This is a genomic window from Leptothrix cholodnii SP-6, from assembly GCF_000019785.1.
Classification (GTDB): domain Bacteria; phylum Pseudomonadota; class Gammaproteobacteria; order Burkholderiales; family Burkholderiaceae_C; genus Sphaerotilus; species Sphaerotilus cholodnii.
Genome location: NC_010524.1, coordinates 3,537,996 through 3,551,577 on the forward strand (window position 1 = coordinate 3,537,996; position 13,582 = coordinate 3,551,577).

The window sequence follows — 13,582 nt, forward strand, 5'->3', positions numbered from 1 at the left end:
TGCTGCCGATGCGACTGCGCCGCCCTTTCGTCAAGATCTGCTGCATCTCCAGCCCCGAAGAAGCGCAGCTCGCGATTGCTGCGGGCGCCTCGGCGCTGGGTCTGGTCTCGGCCATGCCCAGCGGGCCGGGCGTGATCGACGAGGACCTGATCGCCCAGATCGCCGCGGTGGTGCCGCCGGGCATCGACACCTTTCTGCTGACGTCGCGGCAGGACGCCACCTCGATCATCGAACAGCACCGGCGCTGCCTCACGACCACGCTGCAGCTGGTCGACGCGCTGCCCGAGGCCGAGCTGCGCCGGCTGCGCCGCAAGCTGCCGGGCGTGCAGCTGGTGCAGGTGATCCACGTCATCGGCGAGCAGTCGGTGGCGCAGGCGCTGGCAGTGGCGCCGCTGGTCGATGCGCTGCTGCTCGACTCGGGCAACCCGGCGCTGGCGGTCAAGCAGCTCGGTGGCACGGGGCGCACGCACGACTGGGCGCTGAGTCGGCGCATCGTCGCGCACAGCGGCGTGCCGGTGTTCCTGGCCGGCGGCCTGCGCGCCCACAACGTCGCCGAAGCCATCGCCGAGGTGCAGCCGCACGGCCTCGACCTGTGCAGCAGCGTGCGCAGCGACGGCCGGCTCGATGCGGTCAAGCTGCAAGCGTTCTTCGACGCCGTCGCGGCCACCGCACCGATCTGATTCAGCCCGCCTGCGCCAGCGGCGAGCGGGTGTCCGGCGCCTCGGCCGCCGCCTCGCCCCACGGGTCATGCGATTCCTCGCTGCTGCGCCGGAACTCGCTCGGGCTCACGCCCACGCGCTTGCGGAACACCCGCGAGAAATACAGCTGGTCGTCGTAGCCGACCCGCGCGCCGATGCTGGAGATCGGCGTGCCGGTGCTCAGCAGCATGTGCTTGGCCAGGATGATGCGCTGGTCCTCGCGCCAGCGCACGATGCTCACGCCCATCTGCTCACGGAACAGGTGCGCCAGCCGCGACGGCGACAGGCAGACGTGGCGCGCGATCTCCTCCAGGCTCAGCTCGTGCGCCAGGTTGTTGGCGATGAACTGGCAGGCCGACTGCACCCGCGCATCGAGCGACCGGGATTCATAACCCGGCGCCTCTTCGTGGCAGCGGATCAGCAGGCGCTCGAGCAGGTTGATCGCCAGCTCCTCGGAGGTGCGCCGCCCGCCGCGGTGGGTGGCGTCGATCTGCACGAACAGGTCCTCGATCTCCTTGCGCACCGCCGGATCGGCCAAGCGCAGCCGACCCACGCCGGTGCCGGTTCCCGCACCGGCCTCTGCGCCTGCGCCATCGCCCTGCCCCGGCCAGGTCAGCCAGTTGGCCCAGAAACCTCGCGGACGGAAATAGACCCAGCGATGGAACCACTCCGGGCTGTGAGGCGCGCGGCCGTAGTCGTGCGCCACACCGGGCGGAAACAGCAGCAGGTCGCCCGGCTCGCACTCGAAGGCCCGGTCGCCGTCGACCACCTTGCCGCGGCCTTGCACGGTCAGGTTGATGATCCAGCCCTTCATGCCGCCGGGGCGGTCGATGAAGAAGTCGAGCGCGCCGCCCTGCACGATCGGCGTCAGGCCCGCCACCAGGTAGAGGTTGAACGAATAACCCGGCAGCAGCGGGTTGAGCTGCTGCGCGGCATCGTGGCTGGGACGCAAACTGGGCATGGACGCGGGGTACGGAGAACGCCGCCGCTCAGGCCGACTTGTTCTTGTTGTAGACGTCGACGAACACCGCCGCCAGCAGCACCAGGCCCTTGATGACCTGCTGGTAGTCGATGCCGATGCCCAGGATCGACATGCCGTTGTTCATCACGCCCATGATGAAGGCGCCGATCACCGCGCCCATCACCTTGCCCACGCCGCCCGAGGCCGAGGCGCCGCCGATGAAACAGGCCGCGATCACGTCGAGCTCGAAACCCAGCCCCGCCTTGGGCGTGGCGGTGTTCAGGCGCGCCGCGAACACCAGGCCGGCCAGCGCGGCCAGCACGCCCATGTTGACGAAGGTGTAGAAGCTCAGCCGCTCGGTCTTGATGCCCGAGAGCTTGGCTGCCTTCTCGTTGCCACCGAGCGCGTAGACGCGCCGGCCGATGGTGGTGCGGCTGGTGACGAAGTCGAACAGACCGATCAGCAGCGCCATCACGATCAGCACGTTGGGCAGGCCCTTGTACGAGGCCAGCATGTAGCTGAAATAGATCAGCATGGCCGCGAACACGCCGATCTTGGCGAAGAAGAAACCCGCCGGCTCGGCCTCGATGCCGTGCTTGATCTGGTTGCCGCGCGAGCGCAGGCTGGCCAGCGCCAGCGCACCGGCCACCGCCGCGCCGATCAGCAGCGAGGTCAGCCGCAGCGACTCGGTACTGAACAGGTCGGGGATGAAGCCCGAGCTGAGCGCCTGGAAGGTCTCGGGGAACGGCCCGACCGACTGGCCGTTGAGCAGCGCCAGCGCCAGCCCCTTGAACACCAGCATGCCCGCCAGCGTGACGATGAACGACGGGATGCGAAAGAACGCCACGAAGTAGCCCTGCGCCGCACCGATCAGCCCGCCCACCACCAGGCAGACCAGCGTGGCGCTCAGGTAGTGCCACTCGTGATTGACCATCAGCACCGCCGCCAGCGCGCCGATGAAACCGCACACCGATCCCACCGACAGGTCGATGTGGCCAGCCACGATCACCAGCAGCATGCCCAGCGCCATGATGACGATGTAGCTGTTCTGCAGCACCAGGTTGGTGAGGTTGAGCGGCTGCATCAGCGTGCCGTCGGTCATGACCTGGAAGAAGGCCATGATCGCCACCAGCGACAGCAGCATGCCGTACTCGCGGAAGTTGCTCTTGATGAAGTCGAGCGCCGACTTCGAGCCGGCGGCGCCGGGTTCGGCATGATCGGCCGGCGGCGTGGCCACGGGGGCCACAGCATGGGCGGCGAGGTTGTTGTCCATCTCAGTTCACTTTCACGATCGCGCGCATGATCTTTTCCTGCGACGCTTCAGAGGCCGGCATCTCGGCCACGAAGCGGCCTTCGTTCATCACGTAGATGCGGTCGGACATGCCGAGCAGCTCGGGCATCTCCGACGAGATCACGATCACGCACTTACCTTCAGCGGCGAGCTGGGCAATGATGGTGTAGATCTCGTACTTGGCACCGACGTCGATGCCCCGTGTGGGCTCGTCGAGGATCAGCACCTCGGGCTCGGTGAAGAGCCATTTGCTCAGCACCACCTTCTGCTGGTTGCCACCCGACAGGTGCACGGTCTTCTGGCCGACGCCGGCACAGCGGATGCGCAGCTTGTCGCGGTATTGCTGGGCCACCGAATACTCGCGCCCCGCATCGATCACCACGCCGTTCGAGACCCGCTCCAGGCTGGCCAGCGAGGTGTTGAACTGGATGTCCTCGCTGAGCACCAGGCCGTTGCCCTTGCGGTCTTCGGTCACGTAGGCCAGGCCGTGGGCCACCGCCTTGCCGACCGTACCGACGTCGATGACCTGGCCGTTCTTGAGCACCTGGCCGCTGATGCGCCGGCCCCACGAGCGGCCGAACACGCTCATCGCCAGCTCCGTGCGGCCCGCGCCCATCAGGCCGGCGATGCCGACGATCTCGCCGCGCCGCACCTGCAGGTTGACGCCCTTGATGACCTCGCGCTCGGCGTGCAGCGGGTGATGGACGTGCCAGTCGCGCACCTCGAACACGGTCTCGCCGATGTGGGGCGTGCGCTTGGGATAACGGTCGGCCATCTCGCGCCCGACCATGCCGCGGATCACGCGGTCCTCGCTCACCGCGCCGGCGCTGCAGTCGAGTGTCTCGACCGTGCTGCCATCGCGCAGGATGGTGATCGAGTCGGCCACGCGCGAGATCTCGTTGAGCTTGTGCGAGATCAGGATGCAGGTGATGCCCTGCGCCTTCAGGCCCAGCAGCAGGTCGAGCAGCGCCTGGCTGTCGTTCTCGTTCAGGCTGGCGGTGGGCTCGTCGAGGATCAGCAGCTTGACCTCCTTCGACAGCGCCTTCGCAATCTCCACCAGCTGCTGCTTGCCCACGCCGATGTCGGTGATCAGCGTGGCGGGCGACTCTTTCAGGCCGACCTTCTTCAGCAGCGCCTGGGTGCGGCTGTGCGCGGCCATCCAGTCGATCACGCCATTCCTGGCGGTCTCGTTGCCGAGGAAGATGTTCTCGGCGATCGACAGCAGGGGCACCAGCGCCAGCTCCTGGTGGATGATGATCACGCCGACCTGCTCGCTGTCGTGGATGCCACGAAAGCGCCGCTCGGCGCCCTGGTAACGGATCTCGCCGCTGTAGTCGCCGTGCGGGTACACGCCCGACAGCACCTTCATCAGCGTCGACTTGCCGGCGCCGTTCTCGCCGACGATGGCGTGGATCTCGCCGGCGCGCACGCGCAGGTTGACCTTGTTGAGCGCAACCACCCCGTGAAAGGTCTTGCGGATGTCGCGCATCTCGAGGAGCGTTTCCAACGGAGTTCCTTGCTGACGGGTCTTGAGGTGGATGGGAAAAGGTCCCGCGCCTGTCGACACGGGACCCGGCCCAACCCGGTCACATCACTTGACCTGCGATTCCTTGTAGTAGCCGCTGCCGATCAGCACCGGCTTCCAGTTGGAGACGTCCACGCTCACCGGCTTCAACAGGTACGAGGGCACCACCTTCACGCCGTTGTTGTAGGTCTTGGTGTCGTTGATCTCGGGGGTCTTGCCCGACAGCATCGCGTCGACCATGTTGGCCGTCACCTTGGCCAGCTCGCGGGTGTCCTTGAAGACGGTCGAGTACTGCTCGCCCTTGAGCATCGACTTGACCGACTGCACCTCGGCGTCCTGGCCGCTCACCACCGGGCACGGCTGCTTGGCGGTGCAGTAGCCCACGCCCTTGAGCGAGGACAGGATGCCGATCGACAGGCCGTCATACGGCGACAGCACGGCGTCGACCTTGTCCTTGCCGTAGTAGGCCGACAGCAGGTTGTCCATGCGCGCCTGTGCCACCGCGCCGTCCCAGCGCAGCGTGCCGACCTTGTCCATGCCCATCTGCTTGCTGCGCACCACCAGCTTGCCGCTGTCGATGTAGGGCTTGAGCACGCTCATCGCGCCGTCGTAGAAGAAGAAGGCGTTGTTGTCGTCCGGGCTGCCACCGAACAGCTCGATGTTGAACGGGCCCTTGCCGGCCTTGAGGCCCAGCTTGTCGACGATCGAGCCGGCCTGCAGCACGCCGACCTGGAAGTTGTCGAAGGTGGCGTAGTAGTCGACGTTCTTGCTGCCCTTGATCAGGCGGTCGTAGGCGATGACCTTGATGCCCTTGTCGGCCGCGTTCTGCAGCACCTTGGACAGCGTGGTGCCGTCGATCGAGGCGATCACCAGCACCTTGACGCCCTTGGTGACCATGTTCTCGACCTGCGCGAGCTGGTTCGGGATGTCGTCGTCGGCGTACTGCAGGTCGGCCTTGTAGCCGCGGTCCTTGAGCACCTTGACCATGTTGTCGCCGTCGGCGATCCAGCGTGCCGACGACTTGGTGGGCATCGAGATGCCGATGGCGCCCTTGTCCTGCGCGCTGGCTTGCGTGGCCAGGCCGACCAGGCCCAGGGCCACGGTGGCGATCAGTGTCTTCATCATCTTCATGGTCATGACTCCTACGTTGTCGGTTCGCCCCGGGTCGCTCGTGCGGCGACGGCCAGGGGATCTGTTTTGCCGGTCTGGGGCCGGGAAGTCCATATTCACCGGGATATTCACAAGCGCCATCCAACTCGACGCAAGAATATCCACCGGATATTCGATCGAAGCCGATCGACTATCTGCAAAAACCTCTGGACAACCGGATTCGTGTATTTCCCGATCCGCGGCGCAAGAGTAGGCACGGCGGCAACCCGGACACACCGGGTTGACCCTAGGTGAAGCACGCTACAGCACGATCTTCCATATCTTTGACCGATCATATCCGGCTGCCGAGCCAAGCCGCCCCATGGCAGTGCGTCGGGTTCAAGCGTCCACCAAGCCGCGCGGATCTCTTTGGAACCGGGCCTTGATGGCCCTCAATCCGGCAGCCACCGCGAACCAGAACGGGATAGAGATTTCGCCTGCCGTGCACACAACCGTGCACGCCGAGCCGGAGGCCCGATGGCGCAACTGTCTATACGCCCGATACGGGTAAACCCGAAAATCAGAGCAAGCCGACAGGAACGTGCATATAGTCAGCCACGCCGCCACGGGTCAAACAGGGCGTCGCCTCCTATTCTCGACAGCAGTTTCATGACTGCTTTTCGAGAATCCCGTGAACCCCACCGATGCAATCAGTCTAGGCCTGGATTTCGGCAGCGATTCCGTCCGGGTGCTGGCGGTGCGCTGCCGCGACGGCGCCGAGCTGGCGACCCACGTGGTGGCCTATCCGCGCTGGGCCGAAGGCCGCTACTGCGACGCCGTGACGCAGCGCTTTCGCCACCACCCGCTCGACTACACCGAGTCGTTCACGCAGGCCGTGCGCGAGGTGGTCGACGAGCTGGTGCGCCAGTTCGGCCCGGCCGGGCGCGAGGCCATCGTCGGCATCGGCGTCGACTCGACCGGCTCGACCCCCGCGCCGATCGACGAGCAGGGCCGCGTGCTGGCGCTGCGGCCCGAGTTCGCGCACAACCCGAACGCGATGTTCGTGCTGTGGAAGGACCACACGGCCATCGTCGAAGCCGAGGCGCTGAACGCGCTCGCGCACGGCGGCGAACACACCGACTACACGCGCTACGCCGGCGGCGTCTATTCGTCCGAATGGTTCTGGGCCAAGGCGCTGCATGTGAGCCGCGCCGACGCCCAGGTGCACGCCGCCACGCGCAGCTGGGTGGAACTGTGCGACTGGGTGCCCGCGCTGCTGTGCGGCCGCAGCGCGCCGGCCGTGTTGCCACGCGGGCGCTGCGCGGCGGGGCACAAGGCGCTCTGGCATCCGACGTGGGGCGGGCTGCCGTCGCAGGAATTCCTGTCCGCGCTCGACCCGCTGCTGACCGAGCACCTCGACGCCCCGCTGTTCACGCACAGCCAGACCGCCGAACAATCGCTCGGCGTTCTCAGCGCCGAATGGGCCGACCGGCTCGGCCTGCCCGCGCACGTGGTCGTCAGCGGCGGCGCCTTCGACTGCCACATGGGCGCGGTGGGCGCCAACGCGCAGCCCTACACGCTGGTCAAGGTGATCGGCACCTCGACCTGCGACATCCTGCTGGCCGATGCCGAGCTGATCGGCGAACGCTCGATCGAAGGCATCTGCGGCCAGGTCGACGGCTCGGTGGTGCCGGGGCTGATCGGGCTCGAAGCGGGCCAGTCCGCATTCGGCGACATGTACGCCTGGCTCGCCAAGCTGGTCGGCTGGTCGCTGGAGATGGCCGGCACGCTGCGCCCGCATCTGCAGGGCGAACTCGCCGGCCTGCACGAACACATCCTGCCGACGCTGGCCGAGCAGTGGATGCAGAGGCAAGACCTCGAACACCTGCCGCTGGTGCTCGACTGGCTCAACGGCCGCCGCACGCCGTTCGCCAACCAGCGCCTGCAGGGCGTGGTGGCCGACCTGACGCTGGGCACCGACGCGCCGGCGCTGTTCGGCGGCTTCGTCGCCGCCACCGCGTTCGGCGCGCGGGCCATCACCGAGAGCTTCGAGCGCCAGGGCGTGCCGGTGCACAAGGTGCTGACGCTGGGCGGCATCGCCCGCAAGTCGCCCACGGTGATGCAGGTGATGGCCGACGTGATGAACCGCGAGGTCGAGGTGGTGGCGTCGGATCAATGCTGTGCGCTGGGCGCGGCGATCTTTGCCGCGGTGGCTGCGGGCGTGTTTGCCGACGTGCCGTCCGCGCAGGCGGCGATGGCGAGCACGGTCGAGCGCATCTACAAACCCGACGCCGAGCGTGCGGCGCGCTACGAGCGCCTGTATCAGCGTTATCAACGTTTTGCCGAGCGCACCGAGCCGCTCTACGCCGCAGGAGAAGTGCGATGAACGCGGCTCATCCTGATCTCGCGCACAGCCTTCGCCAACTGCGCGAGCGCGTGCTCGAAGCCAACCTCGCGCTGCCGCGCCACGGCCTCGTCACCTTCACCTGGGGCAACGTGAGTGGCTATGACCCCGAGCTGGAGCTGGTGGCGATCAAGCCCAGCGGCGTCAGCTACGAGCGCATGGCGCTGGCCGACATCGTCGTGCTCGACCTGCAGGGCCGCGTGGTCGAAGGCGAGCTCAAGCCGTCGTCGGACACGCCCACGCACCTGCATCTTTACCGCACCTGGCCGCAGCTGCGCGGCATCGTGCACACGCATTCGACCCACGCCACCAGCTGGGCGCAGGCCGGCCGCGCGATCCCGGCGATGGGCACGACGCATGCCGACTATTTCCACGGCGAGGTGCCATGCACGCGGGCGCTGAGCCGCGAAGAAGTCGAGGGTGACTACGAGCTCAACACCGGCCACGTGATCGTCGAGACCGTGAGCGCGCTGCACGACGGCAACCCGCTGGCGCGCCCCGGCATCCTGGTGGCCGAACACGCCCCGTTCGCCTGGGGCACCAGCCCCGACCAGGCCGTGCACAACGCGGTGGTGATGGAAGAGGTGGCGCGCATGGCGCTTTACACCCACATGCTGAACCCGCAACGCGGCCCGATCGAACAGCACCTGCTCGACAAGCACTACCTGCGCAAACACGGCAAGAACGCCTACTACGGTCAGTCGAAAAGCTGAGCCGGCACCTTCACAACGACTTCACGGACCCCCTCCATGCACGCCTATCCGCAACTCGAACTCTGGTTTGTCGTCGGCAGCCAGCACCTCTACGGCCCCAAGACCCTGCGCGCCGTGGCCGAGAACGCCCAGCGCATCGTCGACGGACTGAACGCCGAAGGCGGCCTGCCCGCCAAGCTGGTGCTCAAGCCGACGGTGACCGAATCCGAAGGCATCCTGGCGCTGTGCCGCGAGGCCAACAACGCGCCGCAGTGCGCCGGCCTGGTCACGTGGATGCACACCTTCTCGCCCGCGCGCATGTGGATCGCCGGCCTGACCGCGCTGCAGAAGCCGTTCATGCAGCTGCACACGCAGGCCAACATCGAGGTGCCGTGGGCCACGATGGACATGGACTTCATGAACCTGACGCAGACCGCGCACGGCGGGCGCGAATACGGCTTCATCGCCGCGCGCCTGCGCAAGCCGCACGAGGTGGTGGTCGGCCATTGGCAGGACCCGCGCGTGCAGGCACAACTCGGCGCCTGGATGCGCGTGGCCGCGGCGGTGCACGACAGCCGCTCGCTCAAGGTGGCGCGCTTCGGCGACAACATGCGCGAAGTGGCCGTGACCGAAGGCGACAAGGTCGAGGCGCAGATCCGCTTCGGCTACGCCGTCAACGGCCACTCGCTGGGCGACCTGGCCGCGGCGATCGAGGCCGTCACGCCCGCGCAGACGCAAGACAAGCTCGCCCAGTACGAAGCCGACTACGAGCTGACCGCCGCAGTGCGCGCCGGTGGCGCCAAGCGCGGCCAGCTGCTCGACGCGGCGCGCATCGAGATCGGCCTGCAAGGTTTCCTGGATCGCGGCGGCTTCAAGGCCTTCACGACCAATTTCGAGAACCTGCACGGCATCCCGCAACTGCCCGGCCTGGCGGTGCAGCGCCTGATGCAGCAGGGCTACGGCTTCGGTGCCGAAGGCGACTGGAAGACCTCGGCGCTGCTGCGCGCGATCAAGGTGATGGGCAACGGCAACGGCGGCGGGGCCTCCTTCATGGAGGACTACACCTACGACTTCACCGCGGGCCAGGAGCTGGTGATCGGCGCGCACATGCTCGAAGTCTGCCCCTCGATCGCCGCCGAGGCCAAGCCGCTGCTCGACGTGCAGCCGCTGTCGATCGGCAAGAAGGACGACCCGGCGCGCCTGATCTTCAGCGCCAAGCCCGGCCGCGCCATCCACAGCACGCTGCTGGACATGGGCAACCGCTTCCGCCTGATCTCACACGAGGTCGACGTGATCACGCCGCCGCACGATCTGCCGCAACTGCCGGTGGCACGCGCGGTCTACCACCCGCTGCCCGATCTGGCGCGTGGCACCGCGGCGTGGATCCATGCCGGCGGCGCGCACCACACGGTGTTCAGCCAGGGCGTGTCGATCCATCAATTGCAGACGTTCGCGGAGATGTTCGAGATCGAGTTCGTGCACATCGGCGAGCACACCGACATCGGGCGGCTCAAGCAGGAGTTGCGTTGGGGTGATGCGACCTGGCGTTGAGGTTGCACTGTGGTGGGCGGGGGGCGCCTCGACTGCCGGGACCGAGCGGGCCCGGGAGCAGGGGATGGGGCCCCGCCTCAGACACTGCGCTGATATCGGCGGCTCCCCATCCCCTGCCCCCGAGCGCACGCACCGCGGCGCGCAAAGGTCAAATGCACGCGGTGCCGCCATCCACCTTCGAGACAGATCACCTCCGCACCACGCGGTGACGCCGCGTCGTCGCGGGTGACTGGCCGACCCGCCGATATCAGCGCAGTGTCTGAGGCGGGGCGGCCAGTCACCCGTGGCGGCGCCGCTCGGTCCATGCACGAGGCGAGCGATCAAGCCACCTGCCTCTGATGCGTGCCCCGCCAGGCCACCGGCGTCTCACCGTGATGAGCACGGAAGGTGCGGATGAAGTAGCTCGCACTCGCAAACCCGCAAGCCCACGCCACCTCCTTGACCGCCAGATCGGTGTCCGCCAGCAGGTGTGCCGCACGCTCCATGCGCTGTCGATTGAGGTAGGCCACCAGATGCTCACCCGCAGTCAGGCGAAAGCGATGCGACAGGTGATCGGCGCTGCAGCCGGATTGTTCGGCCAGCCGGCGCACGCTGAGTTCATGGTCGCCGAGCTGGTTCTGGATCAGCACCCGCAACCGCGCGATCAGCGGTGGCTCGCCCGCGCTCGGGGCGCTCGTCACGTCATCGAGTGCGCGGCGCACGCCGGCCAGCACGGCCATCACCAGAGCGCGGGCCTGCTGTTCTTCGGCCGCGTGGGGCTCGTCGCCAACCGCAGCCGCATCGGCCAGCCAGGCCTGGGCGCGCCCGGCCTGCGGATGCTGGCGGGCTTCGAGGAAGAGGATGCCGGGCTCGCCGGCCGCGTGTTCGTGCGCCAGGTGGCAGGTCAGCACCCGGCCGTCGGCGTAGACCACGATGTTGCGGAACGGCTCGCCATCGGCCGCCACGCCCACCGCCTCGTGGTGCAGCAGGCGCGCGGGCATCAGCAAGGCCTCGCCGGGGCCGACGGTGACTTCGCCGTGCGGCAGGCCGAAACGCGTCCAGCCGCTGACCTGCAGGAACAGCTCGGGCGCAAGGTGGAAATGGCCCTCGCCGCGCGCCACCCCGGCCGGCGCCGGGCGGTGCAGGCGGCGCGTGCCTTGCGCCAGGCCCTCGGCGAAGGCGGCCAGTTGTTCGCGCATCACCCGGCCCAGTTCGGCGCGGGCGGCCGGGCTGTGGTCGTCGGGGTCGACATGGGGCGCCGGGCAGTCCGGGCGGTGATCCAGGATTTTTAGCATCGATCGAAGAAATCTGGCAGCACTCGACCTTGAGAAGGTCGGGGCCTCGACTCTATGCTGACGGCCGTCGATGACGCAATCCCCTCGTGTCGTCGACAGGCCCGGTGAGCACACAGCCCGGGCGGCTCACCCACCCACACTTGCAGCAGCCCACCCATGAAGTCCAAGATTTCTGTCATCGTCTGGAACGAGTTCGAGCACGAACTGCAGAACCCCGCCATCGCCGCGATCTACCCCGACGGCATGCACGCGACCATCGCCGCCGCGCTGCGCGAGACGCCCGGGCTCAACCCCGGCGCGCTGCCGCTCGACGTCAGCACCGCCACGCTCGACCAGCCCGAGCACGGCCTGAGCGAAGAACGCCTGGCCGGCTGCGACGTGCTGATCTGGTGGGGCCACAAGGCGCACGGCAAGGTGGCCGACGCCATCGTCGACCGGGTGCAGAAGCGCGTGCTCGAAGGCATGGGCCTGATCGTGCTGCACTCGGGCCATTTCTCGAAGATCTTCCGCCGCATGCTGGGCACCAACTGCTCGCTGAAATGGCGCGAGGCCGACGAGAAGGAACGCATCTGGGTGATCGAGCCGTCGCACCCGATCGCGGCCGGCCTGGGCGAGTATTTCGAGCTGCCGTATGAAGAGATGTACGGCGAGCGTTTCGACGTGCCACAGCCTGACGAGACCGTGTTCATCTCGTGGTTCGAGGGTGGCGAGGTCTTCCGCTCCGGCCTGTGCTGGCAGCGCGGGCATGGCCGGATCTTCTACTTCCGCCCCGGCCACGAGGCCTATCCGACCTACCACGACAAGAACGTGCAGCGCGTGCTGGCCAACGCCGTGCAGTGGGCCAACCCGCGCGTGCAGATCGTCGACGTCTGCCCGATGTCGCCGCCGCTGGAGACGCTGTCCAAGAAGGACATGACCTTCACCAAGGCTGGCGTCGTGCAAGGCAAGGGAGACATCTGATGGCGGCCCAAACTCCTGACTACCAGGCACAGGCCGCCGCGGCCGGCAGCACCGCATCCACATCGTCCGGCGCCCGCCGCCTGCGCGTGGGCGTGATCGGACTGGGCATCGGCCGCATGCACATCGAAGGCTGGCGCCAGCACCCGGACGTCGACGTGGTGGCGATCACCGATGCCGATCCGGCGCGGCTCGAAACCGTCGGCGAGCAGTTCGCAATCGCCGCCCGCTACACCGGCGCCGCCGAGATGCTGGCCGGCGAGCAGCTCGATGTCGTCAGCATCTGCACGCCCAACAAGTTTCACAAGGAACTGACGCTGGCCGCCTTCGCCGCCGGCTGCCACGTGCTGTGCGAGAAGCCGATGGCGATGAACGCCGACGAGGGCCGCGAGATGCTGGCTGCGTCCAAGCGTGCGGGCAAGCGGCTGATGATCAACTTCAGCTACCGCTTCAGCGCCCAGTCGCGGGCGCTGAAAGCGCAGGTCGACACCGGCCAGTTCGGCGAGTTCTATTTCGGCCGCACGGTCTGGCATCGGCGGCGCGGCATGCCGGGTTTCGGCGGCTGGTTCGGCCAGAAGGCGCTGGCCGGCGGCGGGCCGTTGATCGACCTGGGCGTGCACCGGCTCGACCTGGCGCTGTGGCTGATGGGCTATCCGAAGCCGACCTGGGTGCTGGGCAACACCTACGACCCGATCGCGCGTGAAGCCGCCAAGGCGTCGGGCAAGGCCTTCGATGTCGAGGACCTGGCCGCCGCCTTCATCAAGTTCGAGAACGGCGCCACGCTGGTGCTCGAAGCCTCGTGGGCCGCGCACATCCAGGAGGCCGAGCTGATGGAGACGCGCCTGCTCGGCACCAAGGCCGGGCTGCTGCAGAAGAACCTGAACGAGGGTTACCAGTTCGACGCCCACATCTTCAGCGACAGCGCCGGCGCACAGATCGACACCCACGTGCACCCGCCCACCACGCCCGCAAAATCGGCGATGCACGACTACGCCGAGGCGATCCTGACCGAGCAGCCGCACCCCGCCCCGGGCGAAGAAGGCCTGATCGTGATGGAGATCCTCGACGCGGTCTACGAAAGCGCCCGCACCGGCGCGCCGGTGCAGCTCTGATCGCAACCGCACGCTGAGACCCGCCCGC

Annotated in this window: 11 protein-coding genes; 6 read left to right on the forward strand and 5 right to left on the reverse strand. The window is 67.7% G+C overall.

Features of this window, described 5'->3' with window-relative positions:
* The first annotated feature begins 8 nt into the window (after nt 1-8).
* The gene (locus LCHO_RS15945) at nt 9-680 is read left to right on the forward strand and encodes a phosphoribosylanthranilate isomerase (RefSeq protein WP_012348201.1); all 672 of its coding nucleotides are present in this window, start codon (nt 9-11) and stop codon (nt 678-680) included.
* A 1-nt stretch (nt 681) separates the two neighbouring features.
* Here the strand turns inward: LCHO_RS15945 and araC are convergent, their stop codons facing one another.
* The 4 genes from araC to chvE all read right to left on the reverse strand — a co-directional run bounded on the left by araC (nt 682) and on the right by chvE (nt 5,606).
* A complete protein-coding gene (gene araC, locus LCHO_RS15950) occupies nt 682-1,659 on the reverse strand; it encodes an arabinose operon transcriptional regulator AraC (protein ID WP_012348202.1) in 978 nt (325 codons plus the stop codon).
* A 28-nt stretch (nt 1,660-1,687) separates the two neighbouring features.
* Nucleotides 1,688-2,932 carry a multiple monosaccharide ABC transporter permease gene (gene mmsB / locus LCHO_RS15955; RefSeq protein WP_012348203.1) on the reverse strand — a complete coding sequence of 415 codons (1,245 nt, stop codon included), beginning with the start codon at nt 2,930-2,932 and terminating at the stop codon, nt 1,688-1,690.
* A gap of 1 nt (nt 2,933) precedes the next feature.
* Nucleotides 2,934-4,439: a multiple monosaccharide ABC transporter ATP-binding protein gene (gene mmsA, locus LCHO_RS15960; RefSeq protein ID WP_043705628.1), complete on the reverse strand. Its 1,506-nt coding sequence runs from the start codon at nt 4,437-4,439 to the stop codon at nt 2,934-2,936.
* 102 nt (nt 4,440-4,541) lie between these two features.
* Nucleotides 4,542-5,606, reverse strand: a complete 1,065-nt coding sequence (gene chvE / locus LCHO_RS15965) for a multiple monosaccharide ABC transporter substrate-binding protein (RefSeq protein ID WP_012348205.1) — start codon at nt 5,604-5,606, stop codon at nt 4,542-4,544.
* A 649-nt stretch (nt 5,607-6,255) separates the two neighbouring features.
* On the opposite strand from chvE, the gene LCHO_RS15970 reads away from it, so the two are divergent.
* From LCHO_RS15970 to araA, 3 genes are read left to right on the forward strand one after another with little or no spacing between them, the layout of a single operon-like run.
* Nucleotides 6,256-7,950 carry a ribulokinase gene (locus LCHO_RS15970; protein WP_012348206.1) on the forward strand — a complete coding sequence of 565 codons (1,695 nt, stop codon included), beginning with the start codon at nt 6,256-6,258 and terminating at the stop codon, nt 7,948-7,950.
* A complete protein-coding gene (locus LCHO_RS15975; RefSeq protein WP_012348207.1) occupies nt 7,947-8,681 on the forward strand; it encodes an L-ribulose-5-phosphate 4-epimerase in 735 nt (244 codons plus the stop codon). The genes LCHO_RS15970 and LCHO_RS15975 overlap by 4 nt, the downstream gene beginning before the upstream one ends.
* Nucleotides 8,682-8,717: 36 nt before the next feature.
* Nucleotides 8,718-10,211, forward strand: a complete 1,494-nt coding sequence (araA, locus tag LCHO_RS15980; RefSeq protein ID WP_012348208.1) for an L-arabinose isomerase — start codon at nt 8,718-8,720, stop codon at nt 10,209-10,211.
* A gap of 320 nt (nt 10,212-10,531) precedes the next feature.
* Here the strand turns inward: araA and LCHO_RS15985 are convergent, their stop codons facing one another.
* Nucleotides 10,532-11,485, reverse strand: a complete 954-nt coding sequence (locus tag LCHO_RS15985) for a helix-turn-helix transcriptional regulator (protein ID WP_012348209.1) — start codon at nt 11,483-11,485, stop codon at nt 10,532-10,534.
* Nucleotides 11,486-11,641: 156 nt separating this feature from the next.
* Here LCHO_RS15985 and LCHO_RS15990 point away from each other — a divergent pair, with 156 nt between their 5' ends.
* Nucleotides 11,642-12,445 (forward strand): ThuA domain-containing protein, encoded by an 804-nt coding sequence (locus tag LCHO_RS15990; RefSeq protein ID WP_012348210.1) that lies wholly within the window; start codon nt 11,642-11,644, stop codon nt 12,443-12,445.
* Entirely contained in the window at nt 12,445-13,554 is a 1,110-nt protein-coding gene (locus LCHO_RS15995) for a Gfo/Idh/MocA family protein (protein WP_012348211.1), read from the forward strand. Before LCHO_RS15990 ends, LCHO_RS15995 begins: the two co-directional genes overlap by 1 nt.
* The last annotated feature ends 28 nt before the right edge of the window (nt 13,555-13,582 follow it).

Bases quoted from the DNA above. Each gene is read 5' to 3' on its own strand.
- LCHO_RS15985 (WP_012348209.1), bottom strand. From the start codon at position 11,485: ATGCTAAAAATCCTGGATCACCGCCCGGACTGCCCGGCGCCCCATGTC.
- mmsA (WP_043705628.1), bottom strand. From the start codon at position 4,439: ATGCGCGACATCCGCAAGACCTTTCACGGGGTGGTTGCGCTCAACAAG.
- mmsB (WP_012348203.1), bottom strand. From the start codon at position 2,932: ATGGACAACAACCTCGCCGCCCATGCTGTGGCCCCCGTGGCCACGCCG.
- LCHO_RS15990 (WP_012348210.1), top strand. From the start codon at position 11,642: ATGAAGTCCAAGATTTCTGTCATCGTCTGGAACGAGTTCGAGCACGAA.
- LCHO_RS15975 (WP_012348207.1), top strand. From the start codon at position 7,947: ATGAACGCGGCTCATCCTGATCTCGCGCACAGCCTTCGCCAACTGCGC.
- araC (WP_012348202.1), bottom strand. From the start codon at position 1,659: ATGCCCAGTTTGCGTCCCAGCCACGATGCCGCGCAGCAGCTCAACCCG.
- LCHO_RS15945 (WP_012348201.1), top strand. From the start codon at position 9: ATGCGACTGCGCCGCCCTTTCGTCAAGATCTGCTGCATCTCCAGCCCC.
- LCHO_RS15995 (WP_012348211.1), top strand. From the start codon at position 12,445: ATGGCGGCCCAAACTCCTGACTACCAGGCACAGGCCGCCGCGGCCGGC.
- araA (WP_012348208.1), top strand. From the start codon at position 8,718: ATGCACGCCTATCCGCAACTCGAACTCTGGTTTGTCGTCGGCAGCCAG.
- chvE (WP_012348205.1), bottom strand. From the start codon at position 5,606: ATGAAGATGATGAAGACACTGATCGCCACCGTGGCCCTGGGCCTGGTC.